General features: G+C 67.4%; 19 protein-coding genes. 7 read left to right on the top strand and 12 right to left on the bottom strand.

Annotation, left to right across the window (positions count from 1 at the left end; translation table 11 throughout):
* Positions 1-126: 126 nt before the first annotated feature.
* Positions 127-1,167, top strand: coding sequence for a DUF1176 domain-containing protein (locus VG543_RS13315; protein ID WP_423178518.1), 1,041 nt, complete (start codon positions 127-129; stop codon positions 1,165-1,167).
* Between the two features lie 113 nt (positions 1,168-1,280).
* Here VG543_RS13315 and VG543_RS13310 read toward each other — a convergent pair whose 3' ends face one another.
* The 5 genes from VG543_RS13310 to dapB form a co-directional block, all read right to left on the bottom strand.
* On the bottom strand, positions 1,281-2,198 hold the full coding sequence (locus VG543_RS13310; RefSeq protein ID WP_423178517.1) for a phosphoglycerate mutase: 918 nt from the start codon (positions 2,196-2,198) through the stop codon (positions 1,281-1,283).
* 4 nt (positions 2,199-2,202) lie between these two features.
* The gene (gene greA, locus VG543_RS13305) at positions 2,203-2,667 is read right to left on the bottom strand and encodes a transcription elongation factor GreA (protein ID WP_026347191.1); all 465 of its coding nucleotides are present in this window, start codon (positions 2,665-2,667) and stop codon (positions 2,203-2,205) included.
* 8 nt (positions 2,668-2,675) lie between these two features.
* On the bottom strand, positions 2,676-5,918 hold the full coding sequence (gene carB, locus VG543_RS13300) for a carbamoyl-phosphate synthase large subunit (protein ID WP_019661462.1): 3,243 nt from the start codon (positions 5,916-5,918) through the stop codon (positions 2,676-2,678).
* A gap of 148 nt (positions 5,919-6,066) precedes the next feature.
* A complete protein-coding gene (gene carA / locus VG543_RS13295) occupies positions 6,067-7,194 on the bottom strand; it encodes a glutamine-hydrolyzing carbamoyl-phosphate synthase small subunit (RefSeq protein ID WP_134731724.1) in 1,128 nt (375 codons plus the stop codon).
* A gap of 309 nt (positions 7,195-7,503) precedes the next feature.
* Complete coding sequence (gene dapB / locus VG543_RS13290) at positions 7,504-8,223, bottom strand: 4-hydroxy-tetrahydrodipicolinate reductase (protein WP_423178516.1); 720 nt, start codon at positions 8,221-8,223, stop codon at positions 7,504-7,506.
* A 217-nt stretch (positions 8,224-8,440) separates the two neighbouring features.
* On the opposite strand from dapB, the gene VG543_RS13285 reads away from it, so the two are divergent.
* The gene (locus VG543_RS13285) at positions 8,441-8,902 is read left to right on the top strand and encodes a DUF4304 domain-containing protein (RefSeq protein WP_019661458.1); all 462 of its coding nucleotides are present in this window, start codon (positions 8,441-8,443) and stop codon (positions 8,900-8,902) included.
* An 87-nt stretch (positions 8,903-8,989) separates the two neighbouring features.
* On the opposite strand, the gene VG543_RS13280 is transcribed toward VG543_RS13285, so the two are convergent.
* The 3 genes from VG543_RS13280 to VG543_RS13270 are packed head-to-tail and all read right to left on the bottom strand — an operon-like array spanning position 8,990 to position 11,354.
* The gene (locus VG543_RS13280; RefSeq protein ID WP_423178515.1) at positions 8,990-9,238 is read right to left on the bottom strand and encodes a DUF6587 family protein; all 249 of its coding nucleotides are present in this window, start codon (positions 9,236-9,238) and stop codon (positions 8,990-8,992) included.
* On the bottom strand, positions 9,238-11,103 hold the full coding sequence (gene feoB, locus VG543_RS13275) for a ferrous iron transporter B (RefSeq protein WP_423178514.1): 1,866 nt from the start codon (positions 11,101-11,103) through the stop codon (positions 9,238-9,240). Before feoB ends, VG543_RS13280 begins: the two co-directional genes overlap by 1 nt.
* Entirely contained in the window at positions 11,100-11,354 is a 255-nt protein-coding gene (locus VG543_RS13270; protein WP_312545010.1) for a FeoA family protein, read from the bottom strand. Before VG543_RS13270 ends, feoB begins: the two co-directional genes overlap by 4 nt.
* Before the next feature lie 119 nt (positions 11,355-11,473).
* On the opposite strand from VG543_RS13270, the gene VG543_RS13265 reads away from it, so the two are divergent.
* The 5 genes from VG543_RS13265 (at position 11,474) to yeiP (ending at position 15,047) form a co-directional block, all read left to right on the top strand.
* Complete coding sequence (locus VG543_RS13265) at positions 11,474-12,262, top strand: enoyl-CoA hydratase-related protein (RefSeq protein ID WP_312545011.1); 789 nt, start codon at positions 11,474-11,476, stop codon at positions 12,260-12,262.
* Positions 12,263-12,264: 2 nt separating this feature from the next.
* Entirely contained in the window at positions 12,265-12,666 is a 402-nt protein-coding gene (locus tag VG543_RS13260) for a VOC family protein (protein WP_019661453.1), read from the top strand.
* The gene (locus VG543_RS13255; RefSeq protein ID WP_423178513.1) at positions 12,663-13,559 is read left to right on the top strand and encodes a hydroxymethylglutaryl-CoA lyase; all 897 of its coding nucleotides are present in this window, start codon (positions 12,663-12,665) and stop codon (positions 13,557-13,559) included. Before VG543_RS13260 ends, VG543_RS13255 begins: the two co-directional genes overlap by 4 nt.
* 101 nt (positions 13,560-13,660) lie before the next feature.
* Positions 13,661-14,431 carry an SDR family oxidoreductase gene (locus tag VG543_RS13250; protein ID WP_014646983.1) on the top strand — a complete coding sequence of 257 codons (771 nt, stop codon included), beginning with the start codon at positions 13,661-13,663 and terminating at the stop codon, positions 14,429-14,431.
* Between the two features lie 49 nt (positions 14,432-14,480).
* Positions 14,481-15,047 carry an elongation factor P-like protein YeiP gene (gene yeiP, locus VG543_RS13245; RefSeq protein WP_005409468.1) on the top strand — a complete coding sequence of 189 codons (567 nt, stop codon included), beginning with the start codon at positions 14,481-14,483 and terminating at the stop codon, positions 15,045-15,047.
* Positions 15,048-15,127: 80 nt separating this feature from the next.
* On the opposite strand, the gene VG543_RS13240 is transcribed toward yeiP, so the two are convergent.
* From VG543_RS13240 to VG543_RS13225, 4 genes are all read right to left on the bottom strand, one after another.
* Positions 15,128-15,820 (bottom strand): COG3650 family protein, encoded by a 693-nt coding sequence (locus VG543_RS13240; protein WP_423178512.1) that lies wholly within the window; start codon positions 15,818-15,820, stop codon positions 15,128-15,130.
* Positions 15,821-15,903: 83 nt separating this feature from the next.
* On the bottom strand, positions 15,904-16,296 hold the full coding sequence (locus VG543_RS13235; protein ID WP_180877891.1) for a nuclear transport factor 2 family protein: 393 nt from the start codon (positions 16,294-16,296) through the stop codon (positions 15,904-15,906).
* Positions 16,277-19,426 carry a multidrug efflux RND transporter permease subunit gene (locus VG543_RS13230; protein WP_423178511.1) on the bottom strand — a complete coding sequence of 1,050 codons (3,150 nt, stop codon included), beginning with the start codon at positions 19,424-19,426 and terminating at the stop codon, positions 16,277-16,279. Before VG543_RS13230 ends, VG543_RS13235 begins: the two co-directional genes overlap by 20 nt.
* Positions 19,427-19,462: 36 nt before the next feature.
* The gene (locus VG543_RS13225; protein WP_021204539.1) at positions 19,463-20,608 is read right to left on the bottom strand and encodes an efflux RND transporter periplasmic adaptor subunit; all 1,146 of its coding nucleotides are present in this window, start codon (positions 20,606-20,608) and stop codon (positions 19,463-19,465) included.
* Between the last annotated feature and the right edge of the window lie 43 nt (positions 20,609-20,651).

The following is a 20,651-nucleotide window of genomic DNA, read 5'->3' as shown; positions in this document are numbered from 1 at the left end:
ATAACGTGCACCACTCTCCCAGTCGGCTGCCGCTGCTGACGAGGCACCTTGGCTCTTCGGCCAGCAGCATTTGGATTTCACGACCGCATCTTCCATGCTTGCCTGCCCTGGAACGGACTTCCATCCATGACCCGCACCCTGCTGACCGCGCTGATGGCACTCACCGTGGCGCCGGCCGCCCACTCCGCCACGCCTGAGCCCAGGCCCGGGGTCGAATTCGAACACAACGACTGGTCGCTGGCTTGTGACAACACCCGCACCTGCCGCGCCGCCGGCTACAGTCCGGAACAACCCGGCAATCTGCTCAGCCTGATGCTGGAACGCGCGGGCGGCCCGGGTACGAAGGTGCTCGCGCGGCTGCGCAATGGCGAGAATGGCGAAAGCCCGACGCCGACCGGGGCGCTGCGCCTGCGCCTGAACGGCAAGGACCTGGGCCCGGTGCGCGACACGGGCGACGGGGAAAAAGTGTTATTGCAGCAGGCACAGACCGATGCACTGGTCGCCGCACTGCCGCGCCAGGCACGCATCGAGATCATCGACGGCAAGGGCAAGGCGTGGCCGATCTCCGACAGCGGTGCAGCAGCCGTACTGCTGAAGATGGACGAGGCCCAGGGCCGGCTGGGAACGCCCGGTGCGCTGGTACGGCGTGGCGACAAGCCCGAAGCAAGCGTGCCTGCGGCGTTGCCGGTGCCAGTGATCGTGCGCGGCACGCTGGTGGCATCGCGCGCCTCGGACGCGGCACTGGCCAAGGCACCGGGCCTGCGCAAGGCGCTGATCGCCAGCCTGCCGAAGCCGGATGAGTGCGGCCGCCCGAGCGATGGCGGGACAGATGAGATCGAGATCCAGCGACTGGACGCCCAGCATGTACTGGCAAGCACCAGTTGCTTCGTGGGTGCCTACAACTTCAGCAACGGCTACTGGGTAGTGCAGGACAAGGCGCCGTACGAAGCACGCTTCGTCACGTCCGATGCGGAAGACTTCGATCGCGACGACGCCACGTTGAGCGGTCGTTTTCGCGGGCGCGGCGTCGGCGACTGCTTCTCCGGCCACGATTGGGTCTGGGATGGAACGCGTTTCGTGAAGGCCAGAGTGTTCACTACCGGGCAGTGCCGGGGCGTTGCGGGCGGGCACTGGACGCTGCCAACGGTGGTGAGCGAGGTCCGTTGAGGCGCCGCTACCTGCGGTAGTGCCGGCCGCTGGCCGGCAACCCCGGCATACCCTGGGGGTCATAGCCCTTTTCCGATGGAAAACGGATCCGACCCCGCTCGGCCGAGCCCCGATCAGTCGTGAAGCTGGCGCGGCTTCTTCCAGAACTGCCAGCGCTGTCCGCGATCCAGCTGGAACTGCAGGCCGTCCTCGAAATCCAGCACCAGCCGCTGCAGCTCGCCGCGCTTCAGCGCGGCCAGCAGCGGACGGATCGCATCGTTGCCGAGCTGCTGCAGGGAACGCAGCTGGCGCAGGTCGATCAGTGCATCCACCGCCTGCTCGCCATCGACGGCTACGCCAGCCGCCAGGGCCAGGCCCTGCAGCAGGGCATCGCGGCTGCGCACCTGTGCGTGCGGCGTGCTGACCGACACCGGCATCACGCCACCGCCCCAGAACCACAGCGAATTGATCGGCTGTTGCCCCTGCGCGGCGCGCTGCTGGTTCCAGGAATGGTTGTGCAGCAGCACCTGTGCCTCGGTCATCAGCGCCCGCCATCGACGGCCGCCCCGCCCTTCCGGCAGGTGCGAGAACAGGTCATCACCCAGCACTTCGTCGGGGCTGTCGAAGTCCGGTAGCTCGCTGTCGATCGGCAGCCGCAGATACCAACGCGAAGGATCGGGTGCGTCAAGCACGAAGCCGGCGTCGGCGAACAACGGCTGCAACACCGGCAGCAACGCCAGGCTGTCGGCCAGCGTCGGTCGCAGCGTTTCGCCGTAGGCCATCATCCGCGCGCCATGCATGTCCGGCACCATGCAGGCCGGATCGGCACGCAGCCAGCTGGCGCCGGCGGCATCGCCGACGTCGCGCTGGCGGGTCAACGCGGCCACCGGCCAGTGCGGCGCGGCAACCGAGAAATGGCGTGTCAGCTGCGCGCGTTCACCCGGTGCGACCTGCACCGTCGTGGCGCGGCCAAGCGCGCGCGCCACATCGTCCGGCAGCGCAGCCGCGGCAAAGCGGCTGCGTGCCGGCAACAGCAGGGTCGCCGTTGCCACCGGGTCAGTCCACGTAGCTGACGCTGACGATCTCGTACTCGCGTTGGCCGGCCGGGGCGTCGATCACGATCGAATCGCCTTCCAGCTTGCCGATCATCGCGCGCGCCACCGGCGAGGAAATCGCGATCAGGCCCAGCTTGATGTCCGCTTCCAGGTCACCGACGATCTGGTACTTCTTCTCTTCGTCGGTTTCCACGTCGGCCAGCGTCACGCTGGCGCCGAACACCACCTTGGAGCCGGCGTTGAGCTTGCTCACGTCGATGATCTCGGCGTGCGACAGCTCGCCTTCCAGCTGCTTGATGCGGCCTTCGATGAAGCCCTGTTCCTCGCGCGCGGCGTGGTACTCGGCGTTCTCCTTCAGGTCGCCATGCTCACGCGCTTCGGCGATGGCGGCGATCACCTTCGGGCGCTTGACCGACTTCAGGTGATCCAGTTCGTCGCGCAGCTTCTGCGCGCCCTTCATCGTGATGGGGGCTCTCATGCATTCAACTCCTTGTGCAGCTCCTGCAGCGACCAGACGGGGCCGGTGCCGCGGAATTCCAGTGAATCCACCAGCGCCTTGGCGCCGGCAATGGTGGTCGAGTAGGTGACGCGATGCTGCAGCGCCTCGCGACGGATCGAGAACGAGTCGTTGATCGCCGAACGACCTTCGGTCGTGTTGACGATGTAGACGATCTCGCCGTTCTTGATCGAGTCGACGATGTGCGGACGGCCTTCGACCACCTTGTTGATGATCTCGCAGTCCATGCCATGCTGCTGCAGCCACGCGGCAGTGCCACGGGTCGCGACCAGGCTGTAGCCACGCGCCAGCAGCGCCTTGGCCACCGGCAGCACGCGCTTCTTGTCCGGATCGCGGACCGAAACGAAGGCCTTGCCGACCGGCGGTGCCTTGATGCCACCGGCTTCCTGCGCACGCGCGAAGGCGGCGTTGAAGCTGCGGCCCACGCCCATCACCTCACCGGTGGAGCGCATCTCCGGCCCGAGGATCGGGTCGACGCCCTGGAACTTGGCGAACGGGAAGATCGCTTCCTTCACCGAGTAGTAGTCCGGTACGATTTCCTTGGTCGCGCCCTGCTCGGCCAGGCTCTTGCCGGCCATGCAGCGCGCGGCGATCTTGGCCAGCGGCATGCCGGTGGCCTTGGACACGAACGGCACAGTGCGCGAGGCACGTGGGTTCACTTCCAGCAGGTAGATGGTGTCGGCACCCTCGTCGCTGGTCTGGATCGCGAACTGGGTGTTCATCAGGCCGACCACGTTCAGGGCCTTGGCCAGCTCCACCACCTGGCGGCGCAGCTCGGCCTGGGTTTCAGCCGACAGCGAGTACGGCGGCAGCGAGCACGAGGAATCGCCCGAGTGCACGCCGGCTTCTTCGATGTGCTCCATCACGCCGCCGATCAGGACGTTGCCCTGGGCATCGGCAATGATGTCGACGTCGCACTCCACGGCGTTGTCGAGGAAGCGGTCCAGCAGCACCGGCGAATCGTTGGACACCTTCACCGCGTCGCGCACGTAGCGGGCCAGGTCGGCTTCGCCGTAGACGATTTCCATCGCACGGCCACCCAGCACGTAGCTCGGGCGCACCACCAGCGGGTAGCCGATCTCGCGGGCCAGCAGCAGGGCTTCCTGGTCGTTGCGGGCGATGCGGTTCGGCGGCTGCTTCAGGCCCAGCTTGTCGACCAGCTGCTGGAAGCGCTCGCGGTCTTCGGCCAGGTCGATCGAGTCCGGGCTGGTGCCGATCACCGGCACGCCGTTGGCTTCCAGCGCGCGCGCCAGCTTCAGCGGGGTCTGGCCGCCGTACTGCACGATCACGCCCTTCGGCTGCTCCAGTTCGACGATTTCCAGCACGTCTTCCAGGGTCAGCGGTTCGAAGTACAGGCGGTCGGAGGTGTCATAGTCGGTCGACACGGTTTCCGGGTTGCAGTTGACCATGATGGTTTCATAGCCATCCTCGCGCAGCGCCAGTGCCGCGTGCACGCAGCAGTAGTCGAACTCGATGCCCTGGCCGATGCGGTTCGGGCCACCACCCAGGATCATGATCTTGTCGCGGTTGCTCGGCGCGGCCTCGCACTCGTCCTCGTAGGTCGAGTACAGGTAGGCGGTACCGGTGGAGAACTCGCCGGCGCAGGAGTCCACGCGCTTGTAGACCGGGCGCACCTTGTGCGCACGACGCAGCGCGCGGATGGCGGCTTCATTGGTGCCGGTCAGCTGCGCCAGGCGCGCATCGGAGAAGCCAGCGCGCTTCAGCTTGCGCAGGCGTGCGGCGTCCAGCGCGTCGATGCCACCGGCAGCGACTTCGCCTTCTGCAGCGATGATTTCCTCGATCTGGTCCAGGAACCAGTGGTCGATGAACGACAGTGCGTAGATCTCTTCCACGCTCATGCCGGCGCGGAACGCGTCGGCGACGAAGAACAGGCGCTCCGGGCCCGGCGCCTTCAACTCGCGGCGCAGGGTCTGCAGGTCGTCTTCGTTGGCCAGGTCCAGGCCGGTCGGGTCGAAGCCGACCTTACCGGTCTCAAGACCACGCAGGGCCTTCTGCACCGACTCCTGGAAGGTACGGCCCATCGCCATCACCTCGCCCACCGACTTCATCTGGGTGGTCAGGCGGGCATCGGCGGCCGGGAACTTCTCGAAGGCGAAGCGCGGGATCTTGGTGACCACGTAGTCGATGGATGGCTCGAACGAGGCCGGGGTCAGGCCACCGGTGATCTCGTTCTTCAGTTCGTCTAGGGTGTAACCCACGGCCAGCTTGGCGGCGACCTTGGCGATCGGGAAGCCGGTGGCCTTGGACGCCAGCGCCGAGGAACGCGACACGCGCGGGTTCATCTCGATGACGACCACGCGGCCGGTCTTCGGGTTGATGCCGAACTGCACGTTCGAGCCACCGGTATCGACGCCGATCTTGCGCAGCACGGCGATGGAGGCATCGCGCAGGCGCTGGTATTCCTTGTCGGTCAGGGTCTGCGCAGGCGCCACGGTGATCGAGTCACCGGTATGCACGCCCATCGGGTCGAGGTTTTCGATCGAGCAGACGATGATGCAGTTGTCCGCGGTATCGCGGACAACTTCCATCTCGAACTCCTTCCAGCCCAGCACCGACTCTTCCACCAGCACTTCGGTGGTCGGCGACAGCTCCAGGCCGCGGCTGACGATCTCGACCAGCTCTTCGCGGTTGTAGGCGATGCCACCACCGCTGCCGCCCAGGGTGAAGCTGGGGCGGATGATGGTCGGATAGCCGACGCGGGTCTGGATTTCCAGCGCTTCGTCCAGGGTGTGGGCAACGGCGGCGGTCGGGCACTCCAGGCCGATCTCACCCATGGCCACGCGGAACAGCTCGCGGTCTTCGGCCATGCGGATCGCTTCGCGCTTGGCGCCGATCAGTTCGACGTTGTACTTCTCCAGCACGCCGTTGTCGGCCAGGTCCAGCGCGCAGTTCAGCGCGGTCTGGCCACCCATGGTCGGCAGCAGCGCATCGGGCTTTTCCTTGGCGATGATCTTCTCGACCGTCTGCCAGTTGATCGGCTCGATGTAGACGGCGTCGGCCATCTCCGGGTCGGTCATGATCGTGGCCGGGTTGCTGTTGACCAGCACCACGCGGTAACCCTCGTCACGCAGGGCCTTGCAGGCCTGGGCGCCGGAGTAGTCGAACTCGCAGGCCTGGCCGATGACGATCGGGCCAGCACCGATGATGAGGATGGTCTTGAGGTCAGTGCGCTTGGGCATTTTCTTCTCTAAGTCAGTACAGCGTGACAAGGGGGGTGATCGCACGCTGTCGATCAGGAATCTTGATCCGCAGCGCCGCGCCAGGGGCAGCAGCGATGCGGGGTTTACGGTCCATCGCGACGCCACCGGCAGGCCGGCGGCGTACTGATCACGCCTTGGCCTGCTCCATCAGCACCACGAAGCGGTCGAACAGCGGACCGACATCGTGCGGGCCCGGGGATGCTTCCGGATGGCCCTGGAACGAGAACGCCGGCACGTCGGTGCGGGCGACACCCTGGTTGGTGCCGTCGAACAGCGAACGGTGGGTCACGCGCAGGGTCGGCGGCAGGGTTGCCTCATCGATCGCAAAACCGTGGTTCTGCGAGGTGATCATCACCCGGCCACTGTCCAGGTCCTGCACCGGGTGGTTGGCACCGTGGTGGCCATGGCCCATCTTCATGGTCTTCGCGCCAGAGGCCAGGCCGAGCAGCTGGTGGCCCAGGCAGATGCCGAAGGTCGGGATCTTCACGTCGATGAAGGCCTTGATCGCGTCGATGGCGTAGTCGCACGGTTCCGGGTCACCCGGGCCATTGGACAGGAACACGCCGTCCGGCTTCAGTGCCAGCACTTCGGCGGCCGGGGTCTGCGCCGGCACCACGGTCACTTCGCAGCCGCGCTCGGCCAGCATGCGCAGGATGTTGGTCTTCACGCCGAAGTCGTAGGCCACGACCTTGAACCGGGCCGGCACGCTGACGAAAGCATTGGCATCCAGGTCCAGCTGGCCCTCGGTCCAGGTGTAGGTCTTCTCGGTAGTGACGACCTTGGCCAGATCCATGCCCTTCAGGCCCGGGAACTTGCGGGCGGCTTCCAGTGCCTTTTCCACGTCGATGTCGCCGGCCATCAGCGCACCGTTCTGCGCGCCCTTCTCGCGCAGGATGCGGGTCAGCTTGCGGGTGTCGATGCCGGCGATGGCGACCACGCCCCGCTGGATCAGCCAGTCCTGCAGCGACAGCTGGCTGCGCCAGTTGCTGGGACGGCGCGGGACGTCGCGCACGATCAGACCGGCCGACCACACCTTGGACGCTTCATCGTCCTGGTCGGTCATGCCGGTGTTGCCGATATGCGGATAGGTCAACGTGACCATCTGCCGGGCGTAGGACGGGTCGGTCAATACTTCCTGATAGCCGGTCATGGCGGTGTTGAACACCACTTCACCGACGGACAGGCCGGGCGCGCCTACGGATTCGCCCTCGAATACGGTGCCGTCTTCGAGGACGAGGATTGCGGCTTGGGTCACGGGAATCTCACTTTGGCTACCGAGGGGGCTGCCGAAGTCACGCCTGCGCTTCACGGAAATCCGGTTGCAAAAAAGCGCGGACGTGCGGTCTGGGACCGGTCCGGCTTTCGTGATTCGGCGAGTGCGAATTGTAACGCTGCCGGGGCGCTCGCGCCAGCGGTTATCGCGCTATATGAACAGGCGATTGCGCATTCATCTCAATGCGGCCGCGTATGCGGCACCCGCCACCCGGTAGTGCCGGCCGCTGGCCGGCAATCCCATCGGCGTCCCGTGACCCTGGGTTGCCGGCCAGCGGCCGGCACTACCGCCTTACGCCAGCAGGTCCCGCACCCGGTAGCTGCCCGGGGCCCGGCCTTGCAGCTGGCGGGCGGCGAACAGCGCACCGCGGGCGAAGATGTCGCGGTTGGTGGCCCTATGCACCAGCTCGATGCGCTCGCCCAGCCCGGTGAACTGCACCAGATGCTCACCTACGATGTCGCCAGCACGCAGGCTCGCGTAATGCGGCTCCGCTCCGCCGCGCTGCGCGGCCGCGCCCAGGGTTAGCGCGGTGCCTGACGGTGCGTCCTTCTTCTGCGTGTGGTGCGATTCGACGATATCGCAGTCCCAGCCGGCCAGCGCCTGCGCGGCGCGCTCCACCAGCTCGTCCAGCACCGCCACGCCCAGGCTGAAGTTCGACGCCCAGACCAACGGGATCTTCGCCGCTGCTGCATCCAGCGCCTGCCGCTGCGTGCCGGAGATGCCGGTGGTACCCGACACCAGCCCCGCGCCGCGTTCCACGCACAGCGCCAGCATCGGGTCGAAGCCCTCCGGCAGGCTGAAGTCAATGGCCACGTCGAACACCGGCGCACCGGACAGTTCGCTGGCACCAAAGAACGGCACGCCGTCGACCACGCGCTGCGCCGGCGCACGGCCGGTCACGGCGGCCACGATCTGCAGGGTTTCGGGATGTTCGGCGGCCAGCCGCAGCAGGGCCTGGCCCATGCGCCCGGAGGCGCCGTGAATGAGCAATCGCAGGGGAGTCTGGTTCATGCCTGCAGGCTAGCGGCAGCACGCCTGCTCCGGCAAGCGCCGTCACTGCGACGCTGGGTGACCTTCCGCGCAATGGATGCTCGTTCCTCCCTGGGTACGCCTCTCTTGACTGCACCAGGCGGAGCGCATGCGACACCGTAGATGTCGCGTTTACCACTGGACGCAGAAACGCGGCCACTCAAGGCTGTGGTCCCCTCTTCCGGCCCAGGCAACGCCCATGAAATCCGCGACCGTCTTCAGCAAGTGCGCCAGGAAGACCGGCTATGCCGGGACCACGACCACCCGCTACCGCTTGCTGGATGACGCCCTGCTTGTCGTGAATCACCAACGCGCCAGCGAAAGCCGCGGTTTCTATGTGAATGCTGGACTCTACTTTCCAGAGTTGCTCGTGCACCCCCTCACGCCCGACGATCTTGAAACGGCTTTCAGGTACCGCTCCAGCATCCCCACGCCGCATGTCGACTGGCGTATCGAAGAGACGCCAGGCCTGCGCCGGGCTTTCACCCAGCAGGATCTTCATGACCTGCTCGATGCTGGCGATCGCAACGCGATGAAGCGCCTGCTGCTCAATGCCCTTGCCGACGTGGCGGGCTTCGCAGCGACCCATGGAAATCGCGCCTCGGTACGGCGGATGCAGCAGGAGGGACGCTTTCGCGCGATCATCCGCAAAGAGGTCTGAACCCCGGAAAGCGTGCGAACCAAGGTTCGCACCCACAGGCCGAAAGTTCGCACCCGCCGCACAGCCGCCGTCGAGCATGGCTCGACGCTACTTCTTGTTGGTCGGCCCGCAACTGTCGCAACCGCCACAGGCACCGCCACCTCCGCTGGCAGGCGGCGCGATCTTCCGCCCCAGCGCCTGCGCCCAGGCCGGGCGGCCCGGCTTCAGCAGAGCCAGCGCCAAGGCACCGCGCAGCGTGCGCACCGTGCCGGGGAACTGCTTCTTCAGCACCACCCAGGCGCTGACCAGCACGGCCACCGCGATGATCAGGTACTGGATCAGCAGCCCGGTATCCATCAGCTACCTCCCAGCGCCCTGGTCACCTGGTAGGTGATCAGCGCCGCCACGTAAGCTGCGGCGAACAGGTAGAACGCGGCAAAGGCCATCTGCTTCCACGAGTTGGTCTCGCGCTTGATGGTGGCCAGCGTCGAGATGCACATCGGTGCGTAGATGTACCAGACCAGCAGCGACAGGGCCGTGGCCAGCGACCAGCCATCGCTGATCAACGGGGTCAGTGCCTGGCTGGCCGCATCGTCATCCGCCGCCGACAGCGCATACACCGTCGCCAGCGACGACACCGCCACCTCACGCGCGGCCAGGCCCGGGATCAGCGCGATGCAGATCTGCCAGTTGAAGCCCAGCGGTGCAAAGAACACCGCCATCGCATGGCCGATCTGGCCGGCGTAGCTATAGTCGATGGCCGGCATCGTGGCGCCCGCCGGCGCCGCTGGGAACGACAGCAGCACCCACAGCAGGATGGTCAGCGCCAGGATGATGCCGCCGACGCGCTTGAGGAAGATCATGCCGCGCTCGTACAGCCCCACCGCCAGGTCGCGCGCATGCGGCAGCCGGTACGACGGAAGCTCCAGCATCAGCGGATGCTCGCTCTTGTCGCGGCGCCACTTCTTCATGATCCACGACATCGCCAGCGCACTGAGGATGCCGGCGGCGTACAGGCCGAACAGCACCAGGCCCTGCTGGTTGAACACGCCCCACACGGTCTTCTGCGGAATGAACGCACCGATCAGCAGCGCGTACACCGGCAGGCGCGCCGAACAGGTCATCAGCGGTGCGACCAGGATGGTGGCCAGGCGGTCACGCGGGTCCTGGATGCTGCGCGTGGACATGATGCCCGGCACCGCGCAGGCGAAGCTGGACAGCAGCGGGATGAACGAGCGGCCAGACAGGCCGGCAGCGGCCATCATGCGGTCGAGCAGGAACGCCGCGCGCGGCAGGTAGCCGGATTCCTCCAGCACCAGGATGAAGAAGAACAGGATCAGGATCTGCGGCAGGAACACGACCACGCCACCGACACCGGCGATGATGCCGTCGGTCAGCAGGCTGGCCAGCGGACCCTCCGGCAACACGCTGCCAACGAGAGTACCGAGCCAGGCGAAGCCAGCCTCGATGCCATCCATCAACGGCGTCGCCCAGGCATACACCGCCTGGAAGATCAGGAACATCACCACCGCAAGGCTGATCAGCCCGAACACCGGGTGCAGCAGCCAGCGGTCCAGCGCGTCGTCGATCTTCGCGGTTCGCGCCGGCATGCGCACGGCGACCGAAAGGATCTCGCGCACCTTGGCGTGGTAGTCGATGCCACCTTCCGGGCCCGGCACCGGCGCATCCAGGTGCGGCACCATCGCATCGAGGCGCTCGACCAAGGCCTTGGCGCCCTGCTTGCGCACCGCCACGGTCTCCACCACCGGCACGCCCAGCTCGCGTTCCAGCGCGGCCACATCCACCTGGATGCCGCGGCGTTGTGCGGCGTCGACCATGTTCAGCGCGACCACCATCGGCTTGCCCAGCTCACGCAGCTCCAGCGCGAAGCGCAGGTGCAGGCGCAGGTTGGTGGCGTCGATCACGCACAGCAGCACGTCCGGCGCGGCTTCGCCCGGGTAGAAGCCCCGGCACAGGTCGCGGGTGATCGCCTCGTCCAGGCTGGCCGGATGCAGGCTGTAGGCGCCCGGCAGATCAAGCACCGCGAATTCACGGCCGGACGGCGCACGCAGGCGGCCCTCCTTGCGCTCTACGGTGACGCCGGTGTAGTTCGCGACCTTCTGCCGACTGCCGGTCAGCTGGTTGAACAGCGCGGTCTTGCCGCTGTTGGGGTTGCCGACCAGCGCAATGCGCAGCGGGGCGGTGGCAGCGGAAGCGCTCATGCGCGTCGCTCCTGGCGGTTGGCGTCTACCACGATGCGCTTGGCCTCACTGATCCGCAGCGCGAACCGGGTGAACCCGACCTGCACCAGCAGCGGCTCGCCCCCCACCGGACCTTTGGCCACCAGGCGCACTTCCTCGCCATTGACGAAACCCAGCTCGCGCAGGCGACGGGCGATGGCATCGTTGGCGTGCAGGTCCTGCACGGACTCGACCACGGCCGAGGTGTGCAGCGGCAGTTCGGACAGCGTCATCTAGCGTGTTCTCTGCTGGATGTAAATGGTTCTCGATTCTAACATTCCCGCGTCGCGTCATGGCCCATGACCAATGGCCCGCTATGATCCATACAGGTATGGAGTGACCCTGGAATCCCATGAACGATGCTTTGCAGATCGAGCGCCGCGGCGCCGTCATCACCCTCTGGCTGAACCGGCCGGAACTGCACAATGCCTTCGACGCCAGCCTGATCGCCCGGCTGACCGCCGCGCTGGAGGCCGCCGGACGGGACGATTCGATCCGGGCCGTGGTGGTGGCCGGCCATGGCGCCTCCTTCTCGGCCGGCGCCGACATGCAGTGGATGCGCGGCATGGCTGCGGCCAGCGAAGCCGATAACCGCGAGGACTCGCTGGCCCTGGCCCGGCTGATGCGCACCCTGGACGAGCTGCCCAAGCCGACCCTGGCACGGGTCCACGGCGCGGCCTTCGGCGGCGGTGTCGGCCTGGTCGCCTGCTGCGACATCGCCATCGCCAGCACCGTGGCCCGCTTCGGCCTGACCGAAAGCCGCCTGGGCCTGCTGCCGGCGGTGATCTCCCCCTATGTGATCGAGGCCATCGGCCCACGCCAGGCCCGTCGATGGTTCGCCACCGGCGAGCACTTCGATGCCGAGACCGCACTGCGGATCGGCCTGGTCCACCAGCTGGTCGAACCCGAGCGCCTGGACGAGGCGCTGGAACGCCAGCTGGCCCTGCTCGACAAGGCAGGCCCGATCGCCTCGTCCACCGCCAAGCAGCTGGTGCGGCAGGTCCGGGACAGCCATGACCGCGACACCCTGGATCGCGATAATGCCGCCCTGATCGCGCGCCTGCGGGTGTCCGCCGAGGGCCAGGAGGGCCTGGGCGCCTTCCTCGACAAGCGCGCCCCCCATTGGGTCACGGAAGCCTGAACATGCTCGATCATCTTGGTTTGACCAGCGCCGACCTGGCGCGCAGCAAGGCCTTCTTCCTGCAGGCACTGGCGCCACTGCAGATCGGCGTGGTGATGGAAGTGAGCGCCGAACTGACCGGCGACCACGACCACGTCGGCTTCGGCAGCGACGGCAAGCCGTTCTTCTGGCTCGGCAATGGCGGCACCGCCAGCCACGGCGTGCACGTGGCCTTCGCCTGCGCCAGCCGCGCGCAGGTGGACGCCTTCCACGCCGCCGCCCTCACCGCCGGTGGCCGCGACAACGGCGCGCCGGGCCTGCGCCCGTGGTACCACCCGGATTACTACGCCGCCTTCGTGCTCGACCCGGACGGCAACAACATCGAAGCGGTCTGCCATCGCCCCGTCGGCGAGGTAGCTGCATGAGCGACTACGTCCGCATCGTCGAGGTCGGCCCGCGTGACGGCCTGCAGAACGAAAAGCAGTCGGTGTCCACCGCCGACAAGATCGAACTGATCAACCGCCTGTCGGCCACCGGCCTGCGCAGCATCGAGGCGACCAGTTTCGTCAGCCCGAAGTGGATTCCGCAGCTGGCCGATGCCGCCGAGGTCTACGCCGGCATCCAGCGCCGCCCCGGCATCCACTACCCTGTACTGGTGCCGAACGAACAGGGCTACGACCGCGCCCGCGCGGTGGGCGTGGAGGAAGTGGCGGTGTTCACCGCTGCGTCCGAGGCCTTCAACCGCACCAACACCAATGCCGGCATCGACGAGTCGCTGGCCCGGTTCGAGCCGATCCTGCGCCGCGCCGCCGCCGATGGCGTACGCGTGCGCGGCTATGTCTCCACCGTACTCGGCTGCCCCTACCAGGGCGAGGTGCCACTGGCCGACGTGGTGCGGGTGGCGCGCGCCCTGCACCAGATGGGTTGTTACGAAATCTCGCTGGGCGACACCATCGGCGTCGGCACCCCGCGCAAGGCACGGGCGATGCTGCAGGCGGTTGCCGCCGAGATTCCGATGACGGCACTGGCCGTGCACTTCCACGACACCTACGGCCAGGCCATCGCCAACATCGCCACCTGCCTGGAAGAAGGCGTGCGCGTGGTCGACAGCGCGGTCTCCGGCGCCGGTGGCTGCCCGTATGCGAAGGGTGCCAGCGGCAACGTCGCCAGCGAGGACGTGGTCTATCTGCTGCAGGGCCTGGGCCTGGACAGCGGCGTGGACCTGCCGGTACTGGCCGAGACCGGCCGCTGGCTGGCCGGCCTGCTCGGCCGTGCCACCGCCAGCCGCACCGGACAGGCGCTCGCAGCGACCGGCTGAGCACCCCGCTGCGCCGCTCCCGCTCGGGCGGCGCAGCGCACAACGGCGACGGTCGCCGCTTCCGTTAGAATCGGCGGTTCTCGAACCTGCAGGACCGTGCAATGCAGCTGTCTTCCGTACGTGCCGTGATCACTGGCGGCGTCTCCGGCCTCGGCCTGGCCGTGGCCCAGCACCTCGTCGCCCAGGGCGGCAAGGTGGCTCTGTTCGACCTCAACGACGACAAGGGTGCAGCTGCCGTTGCCGGGCTGGGTGCCGACAAGGCCCGCTATTTCAATGTCAACGTCAGCGATGAGGCGGCCGTGGCTGCAGCCATCGACCAGGCCCACGATTTCCTCGGCGGCCTGAACGTGGCGATGAACTGCGCCGGCATCCTCGGCGCCGGTCGCGTGCTCGGCAAGGAAGGCCCGATGCCGCTGGCCGGCTTCCAGGGCACGGTGATGGTCAACCTGGTCGGCAGCTTCAACGTCGCCAAGGCCGCGGCCAACCGCATGCAGCACAACGACGCCGGCGAAGACGGCGAGCGCGGCGTGATCATCAACACCGCCAGCATCGCTGCCTATGAAGGCCAGATCGGCCAGGCCGCGTATGCGGCCAGCAAGGGCGGCGTGGTGTCGATGACGCTGCCGATGGCGCGCGAACTGTCGCGCTTCGGCATCCGCGTCAATACGATTGCTCCTGGCGTGTTCTGGACGCCGATGGTCGATGGCATGCCCGAAGCCGTGCAGCAGTCGCTGGCCGCCTCGATCCCGTTCCCGTCGCGCCTGGGCAAGCCGGAAGACTTCGCCAGTCTGGTCGGCTTCATTCTCGGCAACACCTACCTCAACGGCGAGACCATCCGCCTGGACGGCGCTACCCGCCTCGCTCCGAAGTGATTCCCCCCGGGCGCCGGGACGGCGCCCTCCCCCAACGACCTAGATCACCATGAAAGCCAACGACATCAAGAAGGGCAACGTCGTCGAGTACAACAACGGCGTGTACCAGATCCGCGACATCGAGCGCAGCTCGCCGCAGGGTCGCGGCGGCAACGTCCGCTTCCGCTTCATCATGTACAGCGTGCCGGGCGGCAACAAGCTCGACGCCAGCTTCGATGCCGACGACAACCTGGTCGAGGTCGAACTGCTGCGCCGCCAGTCCACCTATTCGTACAAGGACGGTGATGCCTTCGTCTTCCTCGATGACGAGGACTACACCCCGTACACCCTGGATGCGGACGTGATCGGCGACGACGCCGGTTACATCACCGACGGCCTGACCGGCATCTACGTGCAGGTGATCGACGAGCAGCCGGTGGCGATCCAGCTGCCGGCCTCCGTGGTGCTGGAGGTGATCGAGACGCCGCCGGAACTGAAGGGTGGCACCGCCACCAAGCGCCCGAAGCCGGCCAAGCTCAACACCGGCATCGAAATCATGGTGCCCGAGTACATCGTCAATGGCGAACGCGTGCTGGTGAACACCGCCACCGGCGAATTCGCCGGCCGTGCCGACTAAGCGCCTTGCGCTGATCGGCTGCCTGTTCCTGCCTGCGGCGTGTTCGCCGCAGGCAGCGGACGGATCATCGGTGGCAGCGGTTACGGCTGTTTCGCACCGAAGTTGCCGCAGCCATGGTACTGGCGGGTACCGACAGTCAGCATCGCCTTGGCCTCGAACGCCTCGCCGCTCATGTCATCCTGGCAGGTGGTGCGCTGGAAGCTGAGCTTGACGTCGGTGCCGTCGGACGCCTTTCCGCTCCATCCATCAGCGCCCTGGGTGGGTTTGGCCACGTCGAAGCGGCGCTCGCCATAATCGACCTCCACCTGCAGGCCCGGCGCATCGCCGTCGACGACTGCAAGCCAGCCGGATTCATTGCCGGTGGCACGGAATGCCGCATTGCCGGCGCTGCCATCGCCTTCGGTAGCTTCCACCGCATGGCACTCGCGATCCGGTTCGCCCTTCAGGCTCAGCAGGCCATCATCGCTGCCCTTGGTCCAGAAGCTGTTGCCGAGACCATCGCTGTACTTGGCGCCGGATGCCGCGCGCTCGGAGGTCATGGCGAAGCTACGGTCGCCGATCACCAGCGTGGCAGCATCCTCGCCATTGAATGTCGCGCCCACACTCAGATCACCACACTGGTAGGCGGTCTCGCTGCCACCTTCCGTGTTGGCGCTCGGCTGCGCCGTGGCAGGCGGGGCGTCATTGCTGCCCGCCGCGGGTGCCTGGGCCGGCTGGCACGCGACCAGCACCAACCCCAGGGAGGCTGCCAACAGACTGGGAACTACACGCATGGCTCGACTCCTTGTCGACACTACAGGAATGCTCGACCCTACCACCTCGCGGTGAGCGGGGCCTGAAAGCGGCCTGACCGCACTCATGCGGCCAGTACCGCCATCGACAGCAGCTGCGCGCCGCTTTCGCCGGAACTGCAGGTCCACACCCGCAGCAGGCGCAGTTTCAGCTCGCGCTCCTGGCCCTGCCCGCGCACCGACAAGCGCACGTCGCTGGACAACAATGCCAGGCGTCCGCACAGCAACGTTTCCACCGCGTACGACTGCAGGCTGCGCACCTGCAGGTTTCCGGTCAGCCAGTCGCCCAGCCACGGCAGGTCGAGCATGCGGCCGCCGTGGCCATCCATCATGAACAAGGCCGGCGATACCAGCGCGGTCAGTGCATCGTGGTCGTCATCCAGCAATGCCTGCCGCAGGCGCTGTTCCAGCGCTGCCAACTGCCGCTCATGCAGGTCTTCAACGATGTCCCGTTCCATCCACGGTTCCTCCCGGCATCGGCCGGCGCCTGCGCAGGCGCTGCGCGATCCACTGCCGCGCGCCCTGCACCACTACATAGAAGACCGGCACGAAGAACACCGCCAGCACGGTCGCACTGACCATGCCGCCGAACACACCGGTTCCAATTGCCTGCTGGGTTTCCTTCGACGCGCCCTGCGCCAGCATCAGCGGCACCACGCCCAGCGCGAATGCCAGCGAGGTCATCACGATCGGCCGCAGTCGCAGCCGCGCTGCCTCCAGCGCTGCTTCAACCAGGCCGCGACCCTGCTGCTGCAGCTGGCGCGCGAACTCGACGATGAGGATCGCGTTCTTCGCCGACAGCCCGATCACGGTGATCATGCCGACCTTGAAGAACACGTCGTTGGGCATGCCCCGCAACAGCACCGCAGCAACCGCACCAAGCAGGCCCAGCGGCACCACCAGCATCACCGCCAGCGGGATCGACCAGCTCTCGTACAGTGCCGCCAGCACCAGGAACACCACCAGCATCGACAACAGCAGCAACCACGGCGCCTGCGCACCGGACTCCCGCTCCTGCAGCGACTGGCTGGTCCACTGCAGGGCAAAACCGGACGGCAGCTTCTCCGCCAACCGCTCCATCTCCGCCATGGCCTGGCCGGTCGACACGCCGGAGGCCGGTGCGCCGGACAGATTCAGCGCCGGGAAGCCGAGATAGCGCTGCAGCTGCAGCGGCGCCTCGGTCCAGTGCGGCGTCACCAGTTCCGACAACGCCACCATGCCGCCTTCGCTGTTGCGAACGTACAGCTTCAGCACATCCTCCAGCTCCATCCGGTGCGGTGCATCGGCCTGCAGGATCACCTGCTGCAGCCGGCCCTTGTTGGGGAAGTCGTTGACGTACTGCGAGCCCATCGCCGCCGACAGCGTGCTGCTGATCTGCTCGAACCCCACGCCCATCGCCTCGGCCTTGGCGCGGTCGATGTCCAGCCGCACGCTGGTACCTGCTGGCAGGCCATCGGCATGCACCTCCGACAGCAGCGGGCTGGCCTCGGCCAGCTTCAGCAGCTGCTGCAGGGCCGCACGCAGTTCGGCCTGGCTCTGCCCGGTACGCGCCTGCAGGGCGAGCGAGAAGCCGGACGAACGCCCCAGGCTGTCGATCGCCGGCGGCATCACGCTCATCACCTCGCCCTCGGCAATCGTCGCCATCGCCTTCTGCGCGGCCTCCACTTCGCCGGCCGCGGTGGCTCCTGCACGCTCGCCCCAATCCTTCAGCATCGTGTAGGTCAGCGCCGCGCTCGGGCCGGACCCGGAGAAGCTGTAGCCGAGGATCGACTGGTTGGAGCCGATGCCCGGGCGTGACGCCACATGCCGTTCGTAGGCTTCGACCACGGCCAGCGTGCGCTCGGCGGTGGCTTCGGCCGGCAGCTGGATCGAGGTCATGAAATAGCCCTGGTCTTCTTCCGGCAGGAATGCACCCGGCAGCCAGTGCAGGCCCAGCAACAGCGCCACTACCAGTGCGGCGAACACGCCCATCACCCGCCCGCTCCGCTGCAGCACCGACGCCACGCCACGCTGGTAACGCCCGGTCATCCGCTCGAAGCCACGATTGAAGGCACCGAACAGCCCGCCACGGCCATGATGGCCATGGGTGTTCGGGCGCAGCAGCGTCGCGCACAACGCCGGCGTCAGGCTCAGGGCCAGCAGCGCCGAAAACAGGATCGACACCGCCATCGCCACGGTGAACTGGCGGTAGATGGCGCCCACCGAGCCGCTGGCCAAGGCCATCGGAATGAACACCGCGGTCAGCACCAGGGTGATGCCGATCACCGCGCTGGTCAGCTCGCGCATCGCCTTGATGGTCGCCTCGCGCGGCGGCAGGCCCTCCTCGGCCATGATCCGCTCCACCCCCTCGACCACCACGATCGCGTCGTCGACGATGATGCCGATCGCCAGCACCATGCCGAACATGGTCAGCACGTTGATCGAGAAGCCCAGCGCCAGCATCACCGCGAAGGTACCGAGCAGCGCGATCGGTGCGACCAGCGCCGGAATCAGCGTGTAGCGCCAGTTCTGCAGGAACAGGTACATCACCGCGAACACCAGCAGCATCGCCTCCAGCAGCGTCTGCACCACCTTCTGGATCGAGATCTTCACGAACGGCGCGGTGTCGAACGGGATGCTCGCCTCCACGCCGCGCGGCAACAGCGGCGCCAGTTCGGCCATGCGCTCACGGACCGCCGACGCGGTGCGCACCGCATTCGCGCCCGGCCGCAGCTGCACCCCGGCAGCGGTGGCCGGATGGCCGTCCTCGCGGGTGCCCCAGGCATAGCTCTGCGCGCCCAGTTCGACGCGGGCGACATCACCCAGCACCACCCGTGAACCGTCGGCCCCGGCGCGCAGTACGATCGCCGCGAACTGTTCCGGCGTGGACAACTGGCCGTCGGCGCTGAGCGGCACGGTGATGCGCTGGCCTGGAACACCCGGCGAATCACCGATGCGCCCCGGCGAGATCTCCAGGTTCTGCTGCTCGATCGCGGTTGCCACATCGCCCATGGTCAGGCCGTAGCCGGTCAACCGGGTCGGGTCCAGCCACACGCGCATCGCCTGCTCGGCACCGAACAACTGCACGCGGCCGACGCCATCGATGCGGCGCAGCTCTTCGATGATGTTGCGCGCCATGAAATCGCCCAGTGCGGCCTCGCTGACGCTGGCATCGGGCGAACGCAGGCCGACCAGCATCAGGAAGCCGGAATCGGCGGCCTCCACGAACAGGCCGTTCTGGCGCACGCTGCGCGGCAGGCGCGGCTCGATCGCCTTGATCCGGTTCTGCACGTCCACCTGCGCCAGCTCCGGGTTGGTACCCGGCTTGAAGGTCGCAGTGATGGAGGCTTCGCCGGAGGTGTCCACCGACGACTCGAAGTACAGCAGGTGCTTGACGCTGGACAGCTCGCGCTCGATCAGGCCGACCACCGCGTCATTCAGCGTCTGCGGGCTGGCACCCGGGTAGCTTGCGTAGATGCTGACGCTGGGCGGGGCGACTGCTGGATAGCGCTCCACTGCCAGCCGCGGGATCGCCAGCACGCCGGCCAGGATGATGAAGATCGCCAGCACCCAGGCGAACACCGGGCGATCGATGAAGAAACGTGCCATGTTGAATTTTCCTGGAGGGACCGGCCCGGTAGAGGCTCAGCCCTTGCTGCCGGCCTGCACCGCGCCGGCGCTGGCGACCGGCATCTGCCAGTCGCGCGCATCGACCACCACGCCTTCCTGCAGGCGTTCCTGGCCTTCGACCACCACCTTTTCGCCCGCCTTCAGGCCCGTGCGCACCAGCCATTGGCGATCGACACTACCGTCCACTTCCAGCGTGCGGATCACCGCCTTGCCATCGCCACCGATCACCCAGGCATAGGCCTGGCCACCGGCACTGCGCAATACGGCCTGCTGCGGCACGGTCAGTGCGCTGGCCGGCGCACCCCGCGGCACCTTCGCGCGCACGTACATGCCGGGCAGCAGCTGGCGCTGCGGGTTGTCGACCAGGATGCGCAGGATCACATCACCGGTGCGCGCATCGACATTGATGCCGGAGAACAGCATCTGGCCACGTTCGGGCAGCGGCCTGCCGGCCGCACCGATGATCGTCACCGGCAGCTCACCGCCACCGGCACTGCGTTGCAGCGACTCGAGCTGCGCCGCTGGCTGGCGCACATCGACGTAGACCTGGTCGATCTGCTGCACCACCGCCATCGGCTCGGCATCGGCCACGCCGACCAGTGCACCTTCGGTCACCAGCGCCTGGTCGATGCGGCCGGCAATCGGTGCACTGACCGTTGCATAGCGCAGGTCGAGCTGGCGGCGGGCCAGGATCGCGCGCGCCTCGTTCACCGCGGCACGGGCCTGTTCGTACTCGGCACTGGCATCGTCGCGGTGCTGCTGGCTGACCGCCTGCGCGGCCGCCAGCGCATGCAGGCGCTGCGACTGCACGCGGCTGCGGCCCAGGGCTGCCTCACTGCGCTGCAGCGCTGCCAGTGCCGAGTCGACATCGGCACGGAACGCCGCCGGATCAATCTGGAACAGGGCCTGGCCGGCGCGCACTTCGGCGCCCTGTTCGAACAGGCGGCGCTGCACGATGCCGCCGACCTGCGCACGGATCTGTGCGGTGCGAACGGCGGCGACACGGCCGGGCAGTTCATCGTCGCGCTGCACGACCTGCGGGCCGACAGTGACCACGCTGACGCGCGGTGCCGCTTCGGGCGTGGCTTCGGGGGCGGAGCAGGCCGTCACGGCCAGGGCGAGGGCCGCGATCAACGCGACCGGAGTCCTGAAGGTTCTCATTGCTGTGCACAATGCCGCGCAGGCGGCTGATAGGTTCTGAAGC

The organism is Stenotrophomonas sp. CASM101, from assembly GCF_049384845.1.
In the GTDB taxonomy this organism is placed as follows: Bacteria; Pseudomonadota; Gammaproteobacteria; order Xanthomonadales; family Xanthomonadaceae; genus Stenotrophomonas; species Stenotrophomonas hibiscicola.
The sequence above is the reverse complement of the archived record's forward strand: the minus strand, read 5'-3'. Positions and strand labels throughout refer to the sequence as shown.